Here is an 18,570-nt window from a genome sequence, read left to right on the forward strand (position 1 = left end):
GGGTATTTTTCCTCTTGCTTAACTGAAATCAAGGGCAAGATTTCTTAACTTTTTTGAGTCTGGGATTACTCCCATTGTCTTATAAGATGGGGCGCTCGATTGACTGGATTAGCTTGACTAACCTAGCTGCGATCGCCTGTTAATCCTCACAAAATGTAAAAGATTAACGTTTCTTAAACTAGCACAAGCTAGACAATAATTTCGAGTTTGGTAAGATTTTGGTTCTTTGCGGCCTCTATCTACCTTTACTCATTATTAGCAAAAAATTACAAATCTATACAACTTGACTCATAATTGATTTTAAATGCACACAAAAGCTTTTTTGTCAATGAGTATTTATATTCATTTTTTTAATTGATTGCCATTCCCAATCCTCAAGGGGTTGTTCTAGCAATTGACAATCAAAGCAATCCTCGGCGGCGGTTTTCAGGGTAGCGATAAGGGTCTCTAGGGTCAAATCTGGGGCTAAATTGAGCTTTTTAGGGGCAGCACTGGCGAAAACTTGCTCAAAGAGCGAATTATCTTGATCTAGCACCATGGAACCATGTTGGAGAACCGAGGAACCCCTTTGCAGTTGGGCGCTACCAATAAATTTATGCCCCCAATTATCAACTAGATCCGCACCGGTAGCCGTAGCGAAACAGTTAGCAGAATGGATATATCCCCGGCCAGCAGCACCGTAGGACAATTCCAAACCGAGATTTTGCCAGCCTGTGATTAAAAATTGACAGATTTGACAGTAAACTTCCCTAATATTCCCCTTCATACCCGAATTTACCACCATATAAGTCAAATCCCCCTGATGTAGTACGGATCGTCCACCGGTAGGACGACGAACTAGGGAGATTTTTTGACCTTGCCAAGTCAAATCACGCCAAAAATCGGGATATTGTCGTTGATGATAGCCCAAGGAAATGGCCGGGGGCGACCATTGATAAAAACGCAGAGTCGGGGGATGATGGCCGCAACGGTGTTGCTCTAGTAACCAAGAATCGATCGCCATTTGTAGCTCTGCCGATAAGATAATTGGAGGGATATAACGCCAAATTTTAGCTGCCACCAAAGGATTCTCGTAACATTTCATCATTATTATCTGCTACCGTCGCCACGAGAGTAATTGCTCGGGAAATCTCCCCAGCAGACAAATCGGCCACAGTACGCTGAGAAATCACCACCACCTGATCATTCATAATGGCAAAATGAGATTCAAAGGTTTCGGCACAATTCATCGCTAATAACTTGCGGGTTAATCCCAATTCATCCTTAACAGGCAATTTCAGCACAGAAGACCACACCGTGAGAAAATCATCATCGCTTTCCCCGGTTAACTGCACAAACACCTCAACGCTACCATACTGAAACTTCCAAAGATAACCTTTTTCTCCGTGTTGTACCATAGCAGTATCATTCTGCTGCAGAGTAGAAATAACCGTTTCAATCATTTCTTTGTGACTGCTTGTACTAGCCAGAAATTGGTCGGACATTGACTCTATTGCTTCTGAAGTCGCTAAACTTTCCGTGGTCATAAAAATTCCCTAAACTCGATCGATCACAATCTTATCCCACCCAAGGGAAAAGAAAAAAAGACATTCGGGTTGGGGGACTAGGGTGTTAGGGTTTTAGTTGAAATTTCCCCATTTCCCTGACCCCTTACCCCAATTACTCAAAATTTTATCAAGCATTTGAGTCAACAGCTGACTTGATAGCCGATCCTGTAGTGGACTGTTTCAACTAAAATAGGGCAATAGATTTCGGCTTAAAGTCTTAGATTATAGAATTTATAGCATTTTTCTAATACACCAAATTAGCTGAAACAGTCTATTAGGATGGGTTAGGGGGTTACTAATCGTGTTAAAAAAGCAAAATTAACCATCCGCGCCCCACACAGCCAATGGATCATTAAACTGGTGCGTTACGCTTTCGCGCTTCGCAGCCGACCAATTAGTGCGATCGCCGATCTGGTAGAGTGGGTCAGCACCCTCTGGATATCGCGGTCAATCCCCTGAGGGTGGCTTCTAGCGGAACATTGCGCGGAGGGAACTGGAGAGTTGATTGGCTGCCCGTGCGGCCACCAATCCCGAAAGGGCAGCCACCACCACTGTGGCAAGGCAGGTTAGCTGGGCTGCCCCCGGTCCACCCACCCCCAGCACCATGGCCATGGCGGTCAGAGGTAGGCGATAACCGCCAGCAATACCGGCCGCTGCCCCCGCCGCACCGGCCAGATCCCCCGAAATCTCAAAGGTGGTGGCGAACACCCGGCCACTGAGGTCGCCGATCGCCAGAAAAGGGACAAACACGCCGCCACAGCCCCCGGCTAAAACGGCAGCGGTGGTGGCCGCGGCCCGGAGCAGAGCTACCACCAACAGGTGGTAAGGAGTTGTTTCAGTGTTTTCGGCCCAGAGGATAGCGGCCACCCCTGGTCCAAAAGCCGCTGCTGGAGTCGCCACCTGTCCGATCACGATCGCCAAGAACAGCATCACCAGGCCACCGATCAGGAGACGAGTGGCGGGCCTGTCCCGCAAGCCTCTGGCCCAGTAGATCGCCTCACCGGTGAGGGCTGTAATCGTGCCGGCGATCACTCCGATCAACAAAGTGGCACCCACCGCATCCCAGAAGTCAGTCGGGGCAACCTGCGGCACGACCAGCCGGATCAGTTGCAGCTTAAAGGCAGCGTTGACTCCCCATCCCACCAGTCCCCCGGCTAACATCGCCGCTGCCCGCTCCGGGGTGATCGGAACCTGGCGTCGCTGACTCAACTCAAACATAAAAAAGCTGCCCACCAGAGGGATTCCCATCAGAGCAGAAACACTGGCCGCACCGCCACCGATGGCCAGGGGCCGCACCAGTTGACCTAGGGCTGGATTTATGCTACCTAACCAGGTTCCCGTCGCCACGCCAATATGAGCTGCCGGTGATTCTGTTCCCATGGGCGCACCCAGTCCAACGGTGGAGAGGATGGCCAGGGCGCGCAAGGGGGCTAGATTCCAGGGGAAGCGCTCTTCGGCACCAGATGCGTTCACCACGTCACCGGTCAGGTCGGCGCGAGCAATGTCATGGGGGAAGGAGTACCAGTCCATCAGAGAACCCCAGCGGCCAGAGGAAGTTGCCCCCCGGGGAGCTAAGGTCTGCACGGGTTGCCCCCTACCCAGTCCAAACAGGACTAGCACTGCTAAGGTAACGCCCACCAGAGGCAGCAGCAGTCGCCAAACGCTATCCAGTCCAGAGGCCATATCGAGGGTTTGCTTGATCGCCTCAGTCAGCAGTACCGCGGCCAGAGAGCCGATCAAACCTCCGAGCAGGCCGCCAACAGCCCATGTGCCTACCCTGGTTAACAGAAGTTGTAGTTTGTTATTTAGCATCGTGCCAAGAAAGTTAAACTTTTATCGTTCCTATAGCAAGTCCCTTGGAGTGGTCAAGCAAAACACCCTGAAAGTCTTTACTATATAGTTAGTAAAAGTATAGTCAAATATAAACAGACTGAATTCCATTTGAGAAATTCCCTTCACTTTTACTTCGAGAGATTAATTCTCCTTGGCTGAACTACGCACCTCTCTATCCCATAGCTGAACGGATTTGGGAATGCTTTTCTTAGGATGTTGTAACTTGAAACCACTACTCAACGGATTTAGTATAAGTTAACATTTCAATTAGACGTTTATAAGGAATAACGACAAACTTTTGGGTGTTAGCTTTGCCTATGTTAGCCTTCTGTTTCCAGCCGTCATTTTTGCCAATAACTAAAGCAGATTGAGGGTGTGTTAGTCAAAATTAACACACCATTAATTTTATTTTTAAGTCAGAACTGTCCCAATTATGGGATAGATGTTTTAATTGCTTGCATAATCATCAACCTAAAAAGATTTAATCGTGTTCAAAGATTCGGTAACGTGAGCTTTAAAATCTAACATAGAATCGAAAATATGTCTGACGATTCCCTCTTTATCAATGATATAGGTAACTCGTCCGGGGAGGACGAATAAGGTAGAGGGAACACCGAATAATTTCCGCACTCGGTTATCGCTATCACTTAAAAGGGTGAAGGGAAGATTATATTTTTGGGCAAATTGTTGATGAGATTGGGGACTATCGGCACTAATCCCAATAACTTCCGCACCCGCATCGGTAAAAACTTCGTAACTATCGCGGAAAGCGCAGGATTCTGCGGTACAACCCGGAGTATCATCTTTGGGATAGAAATAAATTACTAGGGATTTTTTACCGATTAAATCGCCGATATTAACCGTTGTTCCCGTTTGGGAAGGGAGAGAAAAATTGGGAACTTGATCGCCTACTTTTATAGCTGCCATAAGATTAATTAATCGATAGATAATTGTGGATAGGGTGATGCTTTATATTCTAACCTTTTTTGGCCTTTTGTTTAGCGCGTTTAGCGGCATCTTTGGCCGCTTTTTCTGCTTCAATGCGTTTTTGTTCGGCTTTTTGTTTTTCTTCGTCTAGTTTTTCTAGATAATAGTGATAATCTCCTGCGTAGGCAATTAATTCGCCCTCCCGAATCTCGACAATTTTGTTAGCTACCTGGGAGATAAAATAACGATCATGGGAAACAATTAAAACCGTACCTTCATAAACTTTTAAAGCTGATTCTAACATTTCCTTGGCGGGAATATCGAGGTGATTAGTGGGTTCATCGAGAATTAATAAGTTAGCGGGAGCAAGTAACATTTTGGCTAAAGCAAGACGCGCTTTTTCGCCACCACTCAAAGATTCTACTTTTTTTAATACCGTTTCCCCACTGAATAAAAATCGCCCTAAAAGACTGCGAACTTCCACATCTTTCCAATCGGGAACTTCATCATGAATGGTATTTAAAACAGTTTTAGTTAGGTCTAAAGCTTCCGCTTGGTTCTGCTCAAAATAACTAGGAATAACGTTATGTTTACCGATTTCGATCGAGCCTTCTGTGGGAGTTTCTAAGCCAACAATTAAACGTAAAAGCGTCGATTTCCCTGCACCATTTGGTCCTAAAAACGCCACTCGATCGCCCCTTTCTATTTCCAGATTTGCTGCCAAAAAGAGAATTTTATCATCATAAATGTGAACAAGATTTTTAATAGTTACCACTTCTCGACCACTACGCACTGCCGGAGGAAACTGGAATTTTAAGGTACGCACATCGGCGATTGGTGCTTCAATTTTTTCTACCTTTTCTAATTGTTTTTCCCGGCTTTTTGCTTGGGTGCTACGGGTGGCACTAGCCCGGAACCGATCGACGAAAGCCTGCTGTTTTTCTAGTTCTTTTTGTTGACGTTCGTAGGCGCTTAACTGAGCAGATTGTTGTTCGTATTTTTGCTGTAGGTAGGCAGAATAATTACCTAAATAAGTGGTAGAAACTCCCCTTTCAGTTTCGACAATTTTGGTACAGAGACGATCAAGAAATTCCCGGTCGTGGGACACTATGACCATGGGAGTGGTTAAATCCTTGAGGAATTTTTCTAACCATTCAATGGTTTCTAAGTCTAAATGGTTAGTCGGTTCATCGAGGAGTAAAATATCGGGAGTTTGTAGGAGAATTTTGCCTAAACTCATCCGCATTTGCCAACCACCACTAAAGGAACTTACTAAGCGATCGCCATCATCAATAGTAAAGCCCATTTCCGGTAAAATTTTCTCGATGCGCGCTTCTAATCCGTAACCATCTAACGCTTCAAATTGTCTTTGTAGGCGATCCAATTGATGAATTAAGCGATCTAATTCTTTGGGATCGGCTTTTTCCATGCGCTGGGGAATTTCGATGAGTTGATGGTGGACTTGATTCGCTTCTTGAAACACCGTCCAAAATTCCTCCCGTACCGTCCGACGGGGGTCCACTTCAAATTCTTGGGTAAGATAGCCCATATGGAGACTGGTAGGACGGATGATCTCCCCGGCGGTGGGTTCCACTTCCCCCATAATAATCTTCAGTTGGGTGGACTTTCCGGCCCCATTGACTCCCACCAACCCGATGCGATCGCCAGTTTTTACTTCCCAAGTGACATCTTTTAACACTTCTCCCGTCGGGTAAATCTTACTAATTCTCTCTAGTCGTAGCATCGCTGATTTTTCTCCAGTCCTAGGCCGGTGAGGCAGTCCGCCCTTATTGTAACATTTAGTTAAGCGCAATCTGGTCTTTGTCAAGTTTTCGAGGAAATAGCCGGAAACAATTATCAACTGACAAGCTATCTCATGATTGGACTAGCGTGATGGGAGACTAAATACCATTTCTGGGCTATTTTTTGCCAGAGATTGGTGGCGATCGATTGTGCTTTTAATTTTCTCCCGCGTACTGACTGTAAAACCGTTTCTCCCACGATAACATAGGCCACTGCTTGGTCAACTTCTATCTTAATAATTTCTGTCTCTATCTCCAGAAATTCTGTATTGAGAAAAATCCCTTGCCAAGAGGCACGAATTGACTCCCATCCCCTGAGCATTTGCCCCCCGGGATGAACACAGACACTGGTGGAACCTTGCCACCAAAGACGACTCATACTACTAATATCTTTTTGGGAAAAAGCACGGTAAAATTCCTCATGGGTGGCGATAATTGCTTCTTGATCGGAAGAATCATTCATAGGAAAATATAGGTTAAGCTAATTTTATTGAACTGAATAATCCCTAGCCGCTTTCAGATTGAACCTGCTCAGATCAGGAAGGCGGCCAGGTTGGGGGGAGAAAAACTGAATACTGATAGCCGATATTAGTTATTATAGCTCTTGATCGGAAGAAATGCTATATACTATACTGAAAGTAATCTTAAATTGAGTGACTCAACACTATTTTTTATTTGACAGAGATAATAATGCTTAATCCCTACCCCGTAAAAAAAGAAACGGTCAGTTTCATCACCAGAGATGGAATTAGTTTAGTTGCCGATATTTATCGTCCCGATAGTAGGGAATCTTTGCCCATTTTACTCATGCGACAACCCTACGGAAAAGCGATCGCTTCTACGGTGGTTTATGCTCATCCTAGCTGGTATGCACGTCAGGGTTATATTGTGGTAATTCAGGATGTCCGAGGACGGGGAAACTCGACGGGAAAATTTAATTTATTTGCCCATGAAATTAGGGACGGATTAGAAACTATTGAATGGGTTTTAACTATTCCTAATAATACGGGTGTGGTGGGAATGTATGGTTTTTCCTATCAGGGAATGACCCAATTATATTCGGCTGCCAATGGTCATGCTGCTTTAAAAACTATTTGCCCGGCGATGATCGCTCACGATTTATATCGAGATTGGGGCTATGAAAATGAAGCATTTAATTTACAATATAATCTCGCTTGGGCAATACAATTAGCCGCAGAAACAGCTAGATTAAAAGGGGACGAAACAGCTTATCAAAAACTCTGGGTAGCTTCCCGAAATTTACCCCTTTTTGATCCTATTGCTGCCTCTCCCCAAATTCTGCAAGATTTAGCTGCTGATTCTTTTTATCACGATTGGATTACTCGTTATCTTCCCGATGAATATTGGCAAAAATTATCACCGCAAAACCTTTTAAAAAATATCGATTTACCGATGTTACATATCGGAGGTTGGTTCGATCCTCATCTCCGGGGAACTTTGAGTTTATACCAAGAAATGCAAGCGCGTTCTATCTATCCCCAACAGCTAATTATTGGTGCTTGGACTCATCTACCCTGGGGGAGAAAAGTAGGAGAGATAGATTATGGTCAAGAGGCAATTAGTCCTGTGGATAAAATGCAGCTGCAATGGTTTGATTATTTCTTAAAAGGTCAGGAAACGGAGTTATTAAAAAATCCTCCTATGTATCTATTTCAAATGGGGTCTAATCAATGGCGATATCTGGAGAAGTTTCCCGCAGAAAATCAGCAAATTTATTATCTTGCTAGTCAAGGTTTAGCCAATCTGCGCGAGGATGAGGGGAAATTAAGCGCGATTTTGTTAGAACCTGCGATCGAGGATACCATCGTTCACGATCCTTGGCGACCGGTCCCATCTTTAGGGGGTCATAGCGCCCTACCGGGGGGAATATTCGACCGCACCATGCTAGACTGTCGCAGTGATGTGATTACCTACACTTCTCCCCCCCTAGAGAAGGATTTAACTATTTTGGGTAGTCCCCGTCTGGATTGTTATTGTCAAGCAGACGCGGTTAGTTTCGATATCTGTGCGGTGGTTTCTCAAGTTACCCCCGATGGTCAGGTTTTTAATATCAATCAGGGTTATAAACGGGTAAATCATCCCGAATCGCCCCTAAATATTGTCATGCAAGCCACTTTTATCACTATTCCTCAAGGTCATAGCTTGCGTTTAAGTCTCAGTGCCTCTTGCTTTCCTGCACATCCCGTCAATGCGGGGACCGGCAGCTATCCCCACCAGAGTCGAGCGATCGATTTTTCTCACATCACAATTAAGGTTTTTTGTCAAGGAAATTTTCCTGCAAAATTGCTATTACCTTTAGTCGGGGAAAGCTAAACCGCTGCGGGGATCGCGAATGTATAAACCTAAGACCAGGGAGGAGATAACCGTATCCCAGACGGGGGTGAATTTTTCCGCATCATTGACCCAATAATCCATAGTAATTAAACATTGAACCCCGGAACCAATGCCCACGGCAATGCGCGAATAAGCGGGTCGATTTTCTTGGGGGTCGATGAATTGAATTTGCACCCAAACAATGCGGACAGTTTGGCGTTTTTCTTGGATAACTTCGCCGATTTCGTGAGGATTGCGGCTATCTTCACGAGCTAATTTTTTGACCATTCCTTTTAGGGGTAATTCTTTCCAATCTCCGGGGGGAAGTAAATTATAGGAAACCTCTAAACGACAATCATCATCGGGGGGTTTTCTATCCAAAAAACGAAAGGAATTATCATCGGGTTCAAAATGCCAATCCTGGGGAACTTCAAAGCGCACTGCACCGCGACCAGCTACAAAAATACTGTTACCCGGACTAGATTTCCAGTTATGATCTGGATTTAAGTCGAGGGTTTCTTTAATCCATTGCAGATTGTGTTTTTTGGATTTAGCCATAGGGATAATCCTGCGGTAAGAATCGGACTATAGCTGTCATTATACAGGCTTTTTCCTGAGAATTAAATAGGGTGCATCTCACTTTTGTAAATCTACTAAGTAAAACGTAGGGTGCGTTACTAACGCACCACCTATTATCAACTAAGTAGCCTAAGTAAAACGTAGTGGATTGTTTCAGCTAATTTGGTGTATTAGAAAAATGCTAGAAATTCTATAATCTAAGACTTTAAGCCGAAATCTATTGCCCTATTTTAGCTGAAACAGTCCAGTAGGGTGCGTTACTAACGCACCACCTATTATCAACTAAGTAGCCAGTTACAATCAAAGAACAGGAACTGAATCTCACTTTCGTAAATCTACTAAGTTGGGATTTTTAAAGGGAAACTCTCTTTTAAAATTGGGCGTTACTTCCGATTTTATCACTCAATCCAAGCTTTTGGGGGGTTCTACCCCCCAAACCCCCCGTTGGGGTCGTGGCGCCGCCCCCAAACCCCCCGCGCATTAGTTTTTCGGTGGGATGCTTAGACGCAATTGTTCATATTTTTGTACCAATTTAAGAGTCACTGATAATTGCTGATTGTCGGTATTTCTGCAAATGTTGAGATGCACCCACCAAAACTTCTGTCTTCACCCTTAGGATAACTGCTGTATAATTTTTAGAAATCCCACAGCACAGGATTATCATCCAAGAAATCAGTTACCTGTTTACCAATATTATCAATTAATTTTAGGTCTTCTGGGGTTAAATTAATTGTCATTGCTTGAGCGTTATTAACTGCCTGAGCGGCATTTCTTACCCCAGCAATTGCATTAGTTTGGGGTTGCTTAATTAACCAAGCAAGAGATAATTGAGCTAGGGAACAATTATAGCGGTCAGCAATCGGTTCTAATTGATTTAAAGCCGCTTGTACCCTCTGAAAGTTTTCGCCATGAAAGAGTTTATTTTTAATTCTATGGTCCTCCGCTGCCAACTGATAACCGTTTCTAAATTTTCCTGTTAATAAACCTTGGGCAAGGGGAGAATAGGCCAGAATAGAAATATTATTTTCTATACAATAGGGCATAATTTCCTTTTCCACCGAGCGCCAAAAGAGAGAATAGGGAGGTTGAATGCTCTCAATTCTGCCGTATTGACTGGCTTCTTCCAGTTGAGAGCGGGAGAAATTGGAAACCCCGATAGCGCGAATTTTTCCCTGTGCTTTCAGATAATTAAGAGCGGACATAGTTTCAGCAATAGGCACTATTTCCGTGTTCCATGAGCCACTAGGCCAATGAATTTGGTAAAGATCAATATAATCGGTTTGGAGGTTTTTTAAAGAGCGGTGGCAAGCTGCGACAACTTGCTCATATTTGAGGTGATTAGCAAAGACTTTGGTGGCATAAATTACCTGTTCTCGCACATCGGTCAAAGCTTGAGCGACAATGGATTCCGAGTGACCCTCCCCGTAGATTTCGGCTGTATCTATAGTGGTAATTCCTGCCTCAAAAGCGGCACGAATAGCCTTAATACTTTCCTCATCTTCAATACCTGCCCACATCTTTTTTCCTGCTTGCCAAGTACCCACGAGAAGGGGAGTAATTTCTATATTAGTCTGACCGAGATAGCGTTTTTGCATAACAGTTTTTTTGATGGGTGAGGTATGCCCGGGTTTTTAGTCGGGTTTAGGGCTGAAAATCCCAGTAGAAGAGGACTAGGGTGACAAGAATAAAAACTTTTACCGTTAGGGGTGTAAAGAACAAACTTAACAAGCCACAAAAAAGACCTAATAAGCGGGTACTGAGGCTAATTATTTCGCCTTGAACATTGTAGCTAATCGACAGGGAGATTAGGGCTAGAGTAAGGAGAAAAATCATAGTTTTCTTTCCTGAGTCTATCGAGCAGAAAAGCCGTGACCGCTCACGACTTTTCGCCGTTTCTATATCTATTATTAGCTCGATTACTTAGCCAATGACATCGGGTTAAAGTAAACTTTTTTAACGGAAAAGATTTAAAAATCCGTTGAAGAGGCCTGTCAGACCAGTAAAGGGACTTAAAACCGTGCCGAGGGTGTCGGTGGCAGAGGCCAGATTGCTACGATGAACCACAACCACATCATTATTGCGGAGAATCGGGTTAGTTTTCTCGTTGATACCTTGGGAAAAATCGATGTTAATTGAGGTTTTGGTGACGGTTCCGTTAGGATTGAGACGAATTAATTCCACTGTGGACTGATTGGCCCGACGCTTATCAAAGTCTCCTGCGGTTAAAATTGCCTGATTGAGAGGGGTATTGGGAGGAACTTCAATTATCCCCGGTTTTTTCACCTCCCCGACCACTTTCACGTTAATGGTTTTAGGGGCAAAACTGGCCGATGCTAGGGTTTCCGATTCCTTGGCCGAGATTTCAGTCGCGGTGGGGATAATCACCGTATCACCTTCTTGAAGAAAGATATCGCCGGTCATATCACCTTTATCGAGCAAACTCCAGAGATCTACCGGGATTTTCTGCTGGGAACCGTCACGAGTATAACGCAGCACTTGCACCTGTCGGATATCGGCGAGGGGTTTGATGCCTCCCGCTTGTTGGATAGCTTGGGTTAGTCGGGCCGGTTTCCTGGTGCCGCCGCGATCTAGGTCATTATTATTATTATTGTTATTGTTGGCAGTGGGGACAATACGATGGGACCCCGGACGATAAACTTCTCCCACCACAGTAACATTAATTTCTCGATCGCTATCTAGTCCAAAATTGGCATCGGCCAATTGATTGACTTCCCCGACGCTAAGGGTCGTTTTAGTGGGAATAACGATGCTATCGCCATCTCTGAGGCTAATATCTTGGGTTGTATCGCCTTTTTGGATTAATTGCCAGAGATTGGCTTGTATTAGCTGTTCTTGTCCCTTGAGGTTGCGTCGGATTTGAACTTGACCAATATCGGCCACCGTAGTCACTCCCCCTGCTTGCCGGATTATTTCGGTCAATAGGGGCGTTTTTTGGCTTTGTTCGGGGTTAATTGTATAGGTACCTGGGCGATTGACTTCCCCCGCGATGGCGATTTGCAGGGGCCGGGGGGTGAGAACGCTAACAGTAACCACGGGACGCTTGAGATAGGTGGTGTAACGTTTAGCCAGGGTTTGGCCGGCTTCGGTGACGGTCATTCCTTCCACTTTGACGCTACCAATCAGAGGTAAAGTTAGGGTTCCATCGGCTAAAACAAGGAAATCGCCGCTTAAATCCGCCACTTGGTAGATGGTGACGCGCACTTTATCCCCTTCTCCCAGGGTGTAATCTTTGCTTTGGGCGGGGATAGGGGCGGTCGCTTCTTTAGGGGGTGCAGCACTACTCGGAGGAGTGGCTTGGACTGAGCGAGCCTCTAAGGAAGTTAGAGGGGCAATAGTGCCGATAATTAATAGATAACGCAGTGATTTGCTGATTAAATGCTGTGATTGGCTGCTATTTAACATGATCAATAGGATTAATTTTATTGTTAACATTGGCGATCAGTGTAACACAAATAGTCGATCGCCTATGGAAACCCCCTCTAATATCGCATCTATCGAGAGTTACCGCTAACTGTAAGATAGTGTTAACGATTGCCTGTATGTAAAGGGGTATATTAATTTTATGACAGCTACTAGCACAATTCCCGATTTTTGTCAAGGGATAAAATATTTTGGGGCTTCCTTACCCGAATTTGATAAATATGCAGGAAAAGCCGCTATTGCTGAGGGAAAAACCGCTATTAGTGACGCTAATGACCCAAATGCTATCTATCAAACCCTCCTAGCAGCCGATGCTTTGCGTTACCTCACCCTACAAATCACCGCTACCAAAGAATCGGGACACCCTGGCGGTTTTGCCAGCGCTGCCGACGTGATTGCCTCTTTGATGATGTTAGGCCAGAAAAATATTTTCACCGAAGTGGGCCATCATGCCCCTGGTTTTTATAGTAACGTCTTTCTTGATCGCTCTCTGGAAGCCATGGGCATCAGCAACGTCACCGAATTGGGAGAACGTTTTCGGGAAAAACACGGACTTTTAGGGCATCTTTCGGGACAAATCCCCGGACTTCTTGGGCCGGCCGGTCCTCTGGGCCAAGGCCAACATTTCGCCATGGCGGCGGCCAAATTACACCCTAATACCCTTTTCCCTGTGACTATCGGGGATGGTGGTTTAGGAGAACCCTACATTATGAGTAGTTTTGGTCATTTTCACACTGCTTATCCAGAAATTACTAATTTTTTGCCGATTTTAGTCTGGAATGGCTATTCCCAAGAACACCATAGCATGGTTTCCCTGAAAACTAACGCCGAAATGGAAGCCTATTGGCGCGGTAATGGTTTCGAGGAAGTGATTCTCATTAATGCTAAAGACTTCGATGATGCTAATCAAAATGGGGAATATGTAGATAGCACCAAATTCTCTTTTAACCAGCGTCTAGAGTTCATGAAAGCGGTGTTAATGGCCACGGATAAAGCCGCCCAATTAGCTCTAGGTGGTAAACTAACGGTGATCATTATTAAACAACTTAAAGGGGCGGGAGTTCACAAACGGGGAGCGGCTTCCCATAATCTTTATCCCGGCGATTCTTTAGAAAAAGATTATATCGTTAGTGCCTTACAGGAACGCGCTTTACCCCCGGAAGCTTGGGCAATTGTTCGTACTAATTTCGAGCGCTCTGGAGGTGGTCCAGCAGCAGAAACAGTGGTGACGGAAAAAGTCCTCCCGCTGCTGGATTTAGGAACCTTACCGATGACCGAATATACTGTGGGTGGCGATAAAAAAGTGGCCACCACTGCCATGGGGGAATTAGTGGTAGCTGTGGGTAAAGCTGACCCCAATTTTGTTGTCACTAATGCTGATGGTAATGCCGCTTCGGGAATTAATAATATTAACGTCGGGTTAAAGATTATTCACCCCACCAGCGATGATACCTATTTCCAAGCACCTAATGGTCAAGTTTATGAGCCTTTAAGCGAGGATGCCTGTGCCGGATTAGCCGTGGGTTTATCTCTCTTGGGAGCGCGGACTTTATGGTGTTCCTACGAGTCTTTTGCTATCAATGGTTTACCGATTTGGCAGACTGTAACCCAAGCGATGGCCGAATTACGTCGTCCTACCCCTTCTACTATTACTTTATTCACCGCTGGAGCCTTAGAGCAAGGACGTAATGGTTGGACACACCAACGCCCAGAGATTGAAAATTATTTCGCCGCTATGATGCGAAATGGTAATATTTTTCCTCTCTTTCCCTGCGATGCTAACAGTATTCAAGTCTGTTATGAATGGGCTTTAGGAACCAGCAATAAAGGCATTACAATCACCGCTAGTAAATCGCCTTTACCGGTGCGAACCACCTTTGAGCAAACTCGTCAAGCTTTGGAAAAAGGCGGCGTAATTCTCCACGAATCGGAAGGCAGTAAAAAAGTCGTTTTTGCCGTCATTGGTGACATGACTTTATTACCCGTCTTTGAGTCTGCACAACAGTTAGAAGCGGCGGGAATCGGGGTAAAAATTGTCTCGGTAATTAATCCCCGTCGTCTCTATCGTCCTAGCGATGTGATGAGTGAAACTAGCTCGGAAGCGGATAATAATTTCCTCGATGATGCTGGTTTTGATAGTCTCTTTGCTGGTGATGCTTTAATCGGAGTAACCGGTGGTACAAGCGCCATGTTAGAACCGATTATGTTACGCAGTAATGCGCCTCGGGATGTCTTCGCTTGGAAACGGGGAGAAACCACCGCCAGCGCCGGGGAAATTATGGCCTATAATGGCTTAACTGCCAATGCTTTAACTGTGCGTGCTACCCAGTTATTAGGTTAAGTTCCCAGTTAGTTTTTTTGGTTATTCCCTACTTTTTCTGATTGGAAAGTAGGGATTTTTTTCTCAGGTCACTTTTACCAACGAGGCAAACTTTTAATGATTTGCCATAGGCGAGGGTATTGGAGAGATAGATAGCGCTTAATATGGGATTTTAAACTAACTAAATCCTGAGATTCTTTCAGTTCTCTATCTTGATAAAAACGAATTAAATCATCCCGTCTTTTCAATAAAATTTTAATTTGTTGGTAATCTTCCGCGCTTAAAACTTGATGGGGTTGAATATTTTCTGGCAGCGGGCGCGGGATGTAAAAAGTTGTATGAGATGGCGATAATTCCTCGATAGGACGTTCTTTGGTATAGAGATAGATAGAAAGAGATTTTCTGGATAAATGCCGTTGATTTTCTGGTAAGTTAATCTGAGAGAATCCATGCCATGAATGTTCATTGGTTTCAAAAATCAGACAACGATTAAAGATAGGTACAAAAGATTTAATCTTATTTTCTTCTGGTTGACGAGGATTGGAATGTAACTCTAGATTCCCCCCCCAATCTGCTTGCCATTGGGGATTTAAGTAGATTAATAAATTCAAGCGGCGATGATACCAGTGACGCTCATCGAGGTTAAAATCAATGTGAGGGTCTAATTCTTGACCGTGTAAATTTTCATGGGTTCCACCCCCATAAAAACTAGGGTCTGGAATTAAATTATCGATACCGGTTAATTGAGAAATTAACTCTAAAAACTCTTGAGCTTGAACGTAGCGGCCAAACTGTTGATAAACACCCCCCAAACCGATTAAATCCTCATTAACTGCCTTCCCCCCAACTTTTCCTAGCTCACTAATGGCTTTTTGCGGATTAAAACTGGGAAAATTTTCCAGCAAAATTTGCGCTTGCTCCCCAACTAAAAAATTATCGATGACCAAATGCTTAAACGGTTGCGCTGTCTCAAAATCTTGACGATAGACAGGAGATTTCTCATAAACAAGGGGGTTGATAAACATTAGACAGCTTTTTTGTTGGTATGATAAATTGTAGCAATCAAACTGACAAAATAAAGATTAACTCTCCTATTGACCTCATCGCCTATGGACTGGTGGCACAAACTCAAAGATAATCCTCTCGCTCGTTGGGGAGCAGTTTTACTGTTAATCTTCTATTTAAGCGTAATGGCGGCGGATTTTGTCGCTCCCTACTCTCCCTACTCCTCCCAACCCGGTCAGTCTCTCCTACCCCCCACCGAAATCTTTTGGCGCTCCCAGTCGGGAAGTAACAAGGGTGAGTGGATTGGCCCCCACGTCTATCCCACCAGTCAAAGTGCTATTAATATAGAAACTGGTGAGCGGAAGCTAATGAGAGATTTTAACAACCCCTTGCCGCTGCGTCTCTTTGTTCAGGGTGAAACCTATAATTTCGGTCAAATTCGCCTACCTTTACCGCCAAAATGGCAGGAAGTAACTTTATTCCCCGGTATCCCTTTTGATCTCCATCTGTTCGGGGTGATCGGCGATGGTAGAATCAATATATTGGGAACTGACGAATCGGGACGCGATAGTTTTAGTCGCCTGATTTTCGGAGGCAGAATTAGTTTATTTATCGGTTTGGTCGGGATTTTAATTTCTTTCCCTATCGGTTTATTTGTCGGTGGCATTTCTGGCTATTTTGGCGGTTGGTTAGATGGTATTTTAATGCGTTTTGTGGAAGTTTTAATGACTATCCCCGGCATATATTTACTCGTGGCCCTAGCGGCCGTTTTACCCGCAGGATTAACCAGCACCCAGCGCTTTTTATTAATCGTCCTGATTACTTCTTTTATCAGTTGGTCGGGATTAGCGCGGGTAATTCGCGGTCAAGTTTTATCCCTGAAAGAACAGGAATTTATTCAGGCAGCCAAAGCTATGGGAGCAAAACCCCTTTATATTATTCTGCGTCATGTGCTGCCCCAAACTGCCAGTTATATCATTATTTCTGCTACGTTAGCCGTGCCGGGGTTTATCGTGGCCGAATCGGTTTTAAGTTTAATTGGTTTGGGAATTCAACAGCCAGATCCTAGTTGGGGAAATATGCTTTCTCTGGCTACCAATGCCTCAATTATTGTTCTACAACCCTGGTTAATTTGGCCGCCTGCTTTGTTAATTATTCTCACCGTTTTAGCTTTTAATTTACTCGGTGATGGTTTACGCGATTCTCTAGATCCTCGCAATTTAGAGAGATAATTTAGTTATTTTAGCAGTCAGGAGGCGGTCGGCAGGAGATTATTTTTATTTATTCTCCCTTCTCCCTTCTCCCTTCTCCCTTCTCCCTTTTCCCCAATTCATAATTCATAATTTATAATTTATAATTCCCACTTCCCATTATGAATAGAATCAGTAAAACCTTTAATAATTTCGCCGATAGTTTGGTGATTTATAGTCAAAGATACGGAAAAATAAGCTGGTTAATATTTTTAATTATCTTTGCTTGTATCATGACGATAACCTTTAATTATCCCGCACAATCCACCAATCAAACCCAAGAAAACCCCGAAATTCGTGGAGTTTGGTTAACTAATATCGATAGTGAGGTATTATTTAACCCAGAAACCCTAAAAGATGCCCTTGATAGGTTAGCCGATTTAAACTTTAACACTATTTATCCCACGGTCTGGAATTGGGGTTATACACTCTATCCTTCTAAGGTAGCAGAAAAAGTCACGGGACGAGCGATCGATCCCCATGAATCTTTAAAAAATCGCGACTTTTTAAAGGAAATAATTAGCCAAGGTCATCGGAAAAAATTAAGAATTATTCCCTGGTTTGAATTTGGTTTTATGGCTCCTGCGGATTCAGAATTAGCCAAACGACATCCCGATTGGTTAACCCAAAGACAGGATAAAAGCGTAATTTGGTGGGAAGGAAAAGTGCATCAACGGGTGTGGTTAAATCCCTTACATCCGCAAGTACAAAACTTTATTACCGATTTAGTCAGCGAGATTATTACTAACTACGATATAGAAGGAATTCAGTTTGATGACCATTTTGGTTATCCCGCCGATTTTGGCTATGATGAAACCACAATTAAACTCTATCAAAGGGAACATTCGGGAGCATTACCACCGCAAGATTACCAAGATAAAGCATGGATTCAATGGCGGGCCGATAAAATTACTGACTATATGAATAGTTTAGCCCAGACGATTAAAAAGCAGCAACCTAAAGCAATTATTTCCCTATCTCCTAATCCCTACACTTTCTCCCTAGAATCCTATCTTTTAGATTGGCAAAAATGGCAGCAAAAAAACTTGATTGATGAATTAATAGTGCAAGTGTATCGAACTGATATGAACGCCTTTGACTGGGAATTATCCCAACCAGAATTACAGCAAGCTAGAGAATCTATTCCCGTAGCTATTGGGATTTTATCTGGTTTAAAAGGTCGTCCGATTCCGATGGTTAATATTACTCAACAAGTGGAAAAATCGAGACAAGAAAATTTTGGCGTTTCTTTCTTTTTCTACGAAACTTTATGGAATATGAGTAATGAATCTCCTTCCTATCGACGCAGGATTTTTCGGGAAATACTCCAGTCTGCTAATCCTAGCTAAAATGGCTGACTTTAAGCGAAATTATTGCCCTAACCTAGCTATAGTTTCTTAAGTTTATCTTTAAATTAAGAAAAAGCAGCAGGGAGAGACGAGAAGGCTGCATCTCATTTTTGTCAATCTACTGAGTTGGAATTTTTAAAGGGAAACTCTCTGCTAAAATTAGTCATTACTTCTGATTTTATC

At 43.9% G+C, this 18,570-nt stretch carries 15 protein-coding genes; 4 read left to right on the plus strand and 11 right to left on the minus strand.

Features of this window, described 5'->3' with window-relative positions:
* Window positions 1–325: 325 nt before the first annotated feature.
* The 6 genes from MICAI_RS04515 to MICAI_RS04540 form a co-directional block, all read right to left on the minus strand.
* A complete protein-coding gene (locus MICAI_RS04515; RefSeq protein ID WP_008198404.1) occupies window positions 326–1,087 on the minus strand; it encodes a lipoate--protein ligase family protein in 762 nt (253 codons plus the stop codon).
* The gene (locus tag MICAI_RS04520; RefSeq protein ID WP_008198407.1) at window positions 1,050–1,526 is read right to left on the minus strand and encodes a YbjN domain-containing protein; all 477 of its coding nucleotides are present in this window, start codon (window positions 1,524–1,526) and stop codon (window positions 1,050–1,052) included. The genes MICAI_RS04515 and MICAI_RS04520 overlap by 38 nt, the downstream gene beginning before the upstream one ends.
* Window positions 1,527–2,015: 489 nt before the next feature.
* Window positions 2,016–3,359 (minus strand): chloride channel protein, encoded by a 1,344-nt coding sequence (locus MICAI_RS04525; protein ID WP_008198409.1) that lies wholly within the window; start codon window positions 3,357–3,359, stop codon window positions 2,016–2,018.
* 492 nt (window positions 3,360–3,851) lie between these two features.
* Entirely contained in the window at window positions 3,852–4,307 is a 456-nt protein-coding gene (locus MICAI_RS04530) for a peroxiredoxin (protein ID WP_008198411.1), read from the minus strand.
* Between the two features lie 49 nt (window positions 4,308–4,356).
* On the minus strand, window positions 4,357–6,051 hold the full coding sequence (locus MICAI_RS04535) for an ABC-F family ATP-binding cassette domain-containing protein (protein WP_008198413.1): 1,695 nt from the start codon (window positions 6,049–6,051) through the stop codon (window positions 4,357–4,359).
* A 125-nt stretch (window positions 6,052–6,176) separates the two neighbouring features.
* Complete coding sequence (locus tag MICAI_RS04540; protein WP_008198415.1) at window positions 6,177–6,572, minus strand: YybH family protein; 396 nt, start codon at window positions 6,570–6,572, stop codon at window positions 6,177–6,179.
* Between the two features lie 227 nt (window positions 6,573–6,799).
* Between MICAI_RS04540 and MICAI_RS04545 the strand changes: the two genes are divergently transcribed.
* Window positions 6,800–8,443, plus strand: coding sequence for a CocE/NonD family hydrolase (locus MICAI_RS04545; RefSeq protein WP_008198418.1), 1,644 nt, complete (start codon window positions 6,800–6,802; stop codon window positions 8,441–8,443).
* On the opposite strand, the gene MICAI_RS04550 is transcribed toward MICAI_RS04545, so the two are convergent.
* The 4 genes from MICAI_RS04550 to MICAI_RS04565 all read right to left on the minus strand — a co-directional run bounded on the left by MICAI_RS04550 (window position 8,426) and on the right by MICAI_RS04565 (window position 12,475).
* Window positions 8,426–9,001, minus strand: a complete 576-nt coding sequence (locus MICAI_RS04550; RefSeq protein ID WP_004268100.1) for a hypothetical protein — start codon at window positions 8,999–9,001, stop codon at window positions 8,426–8,428. The genes MICAI_RS04545 and MICAI_RS04550 overlap by 18 nt on opposite strands.
* Before the next feature lie 656 nt (window positions 9,002–9,657).
* On the minus strand, window positions 9,658–10,617 hold the full coding sequence (locus MICAI_RS04555; protein ID WP_008198422.1) for an aldo/keto reductase: 960 nt from the start codon (window positions 10,615–10,617) through the stop codon (window positions 9,658–9,660).
* Window positions 10,618–10,663: 46 nt separating this feature from the next.
* Window positions 10,664–10,855, minus strand: a complete 192-nt coding sequence (locus MICAI_RS04560) for a hypothetical protein (protein ID WP_008198424.1) — start codon at window positions 10,853–10,855, stop codon at window positions 10,664–10,666.
* 120 nt (window positions 10,856–10,975) lie between these two features.
* On the minus strand, window positions 10,976–12,475 hold the full coding sequence (locus MICAI_RS04565; protein ID WP_008198426.1) for an SLBB domain-containing protein: 1,500 nt from the start codon (window positions 12,473–12,475) through the stop codon (window positions 10,976–10,978).
* 130 nt (window positions 12,476–12,605) lie between these two features.
* Between MICAI_RS04565 and MICAI_RS04570 the strand changes: the two genes are divergently transcribed.
* The gene (locus MICAI_RS04570; RefSeq protein WP_008198428.1) at window positions 12,606–14,804 is read left to right on the plus strand and encodes a transketolase; all 2,199 of its coding nucleotides are present in this window, start codon (window positions 12,606–12,608) and stop codon (window positions 14,802–14,804) included.
* Between the two features lie 74 nt (window positions 14,805–14,878).
* Here MICAI_RS04570 and MICAI_RS04575 read toward each other — a convergent pair whose 3' ends face one another.
* Window positions 14,879–15,808, minus strand: a complete 930-nt coding sequence (locus MICAI_RS04575; protein ID WP_008198430.1) for a 2OG-Fe(II) oxygenase — start codon at window positions 15,806–15,808, stop codon at window positions 14,879–14,881.
* Between the two features lie 84 nt (window positions 15,809–15,892).
* On the opposite strand from MICAI_RS04575, the gene MICAI_RS04580 reads away from it, so the two are divergent.
* Window positions 15,893–17,020 carry an ABC transporter permease gene (locus tag MICAI_RS04580; RefSeq protein WP_008198432.1) on the plus strand — a complete coding sequence of 376 codons (1,128 nt, stop codon included), beginning with the start codon at window positions 15,893–15,895 and terminating at the stop codon, window positions 17,018–17,020.
* 140 nt (window positions 17,021–17,160) lie between these two features.
* Window positions 17,161–18,387, plus strand: coding sequence for a glycoside hydrolase family 10 protein (locus tag MICAI_RS04585; RefSeq protein ID WP_008198434.1), 1,227 nt, complete (start codon window positions 17,161–17,163; stop codon window positions 18,385–18,387).
* The last annotated feature ends 183 nt before the right edge of the window (window positions 18,388–18,570 follow it).

This window comes from Microcystis sp. T1-4, from assembly GCF_000297435.1.
In the GTDB taxonomy this organism is placed as follows: Bacteria; Cyanobacteriota; Cyanobacteriia; order Cyanobacteriales; family Microcystaceae; genus Microcystis.

What these genes read in the sequence shown, in the direction of transcription:
- MICAI_RS04555 (WP_008198422.1), bottom strand. Translation starts at nt 10,617, where the DNA reads ATGCAAAAACGCTATCTCGGTCAGACTAATATAGAAATTACTCCCCTT.
- MICAI_RS04585 (WP_008198434.1), top strand. Translation starts at nt 17,161, where the DNA reads ATGAATAGAATCAGTAAAACCTTTAATAATTTCGCCGATAGTTTGGTG.
- MICAI_RS04565 (WP_008198426.1), bottom strand. Translation starts at nt 12,475, where the DNA reads ATGTTAACAATAAAATTAATCCTATTGATCATGTTAAATAGCAGCCAA.
- MICAI_RS04580 (WP_008198432.1), top strand. Translation starts at nt 15,893, where the DNA reads ATGGACTGGTGGCACAAACTCAAAGATAATCCTCTCGCTCGTTGGGGA.
- MICAI_RS04515 (WP_008198404.1), bottom strand. Translation starts at nt 1,087, where the DNA reads ATGATGAAATGTTACGAGAATCCTTTGGTGGCAGCTAAAATTTGGCGT.
- MICAI_RS04545 (WP_008198418.1), top strand. Translation starts at nt 6,800, where the DNA reads ATGCTTAATCCCTACCCCGTAAAAAAAGAAACGGTCAGTTTCATCACC.
- MICAI_RS04570 (WP_008198428.1), top strand. Translation starts at nt 12,606, where the DNA reads ATGACAGCTACTAGCACAATTCCCGATTTTTGTCAAGGGATAAAATAT.
- MICAI_RS04540 (WP_008198415.1), bottom strand. Translation starts at nt 6,572, where the DNA reads ATGAATGATTCTTCCGATCAAGAAGCAATTATCGCCACCCATGAGGAA.
- MICAI_RS04575 (WP_008198430.1), bottom strand. Translation starts at nt 15,808, where the DNA reads ATGTTTATCAACCCCCTTGTTTATGAGAAATCTCCTGTCTATCGTCAA.
- MICAI_RS04535 (WP_008198413.1), bottom strand. Translation starts at nt 6,051, where the DNA reads ATGCTACGACTAGAGAGAATTAGTAAGATTTACCCGACGGGAGAAGTG.
- MICAI_RS04525 (WP_008198409.1), bottom strand. Translation starts at nt 3,359, where the DNA reads ATGCTAAATAACAAACTACAACTTCTGTTAACCAGGGTAGGCACATGG.
- MICAI_RS04530 (WP_008198411.1), bottom strand. Translation starts at nt 4,307, where the DNA reads ATGGCAGCTATAAAAGTAGGCGATCAAGTTCCCAATTTTTCTCTCCCT.
- MICAI_RS04560 (WP_008198424.1), bottom strand. Translation starts at nt 10,855, where the DNA reads ATGATTTTTCTCCTTACTCTAGCCCTAATCTCCCTGTCGATTAGCTAC.
- MICAI_RS04550 (WP_004268100.1), bottom strand. Translation starts at nt 9,001, where the DNA reads ATGGCTAAATCCAAAAAACACAATCTGCAATGGATTAAAGAAACCCTC.
- MICAI_RS04520 (WP_008198407.1), bottom strand. Translation starts at nt 1,526, where the DNA reads ATGACCACGGAAAGTTTAGCGACTTCAGAAGCAATAGAGTCAATGTCC.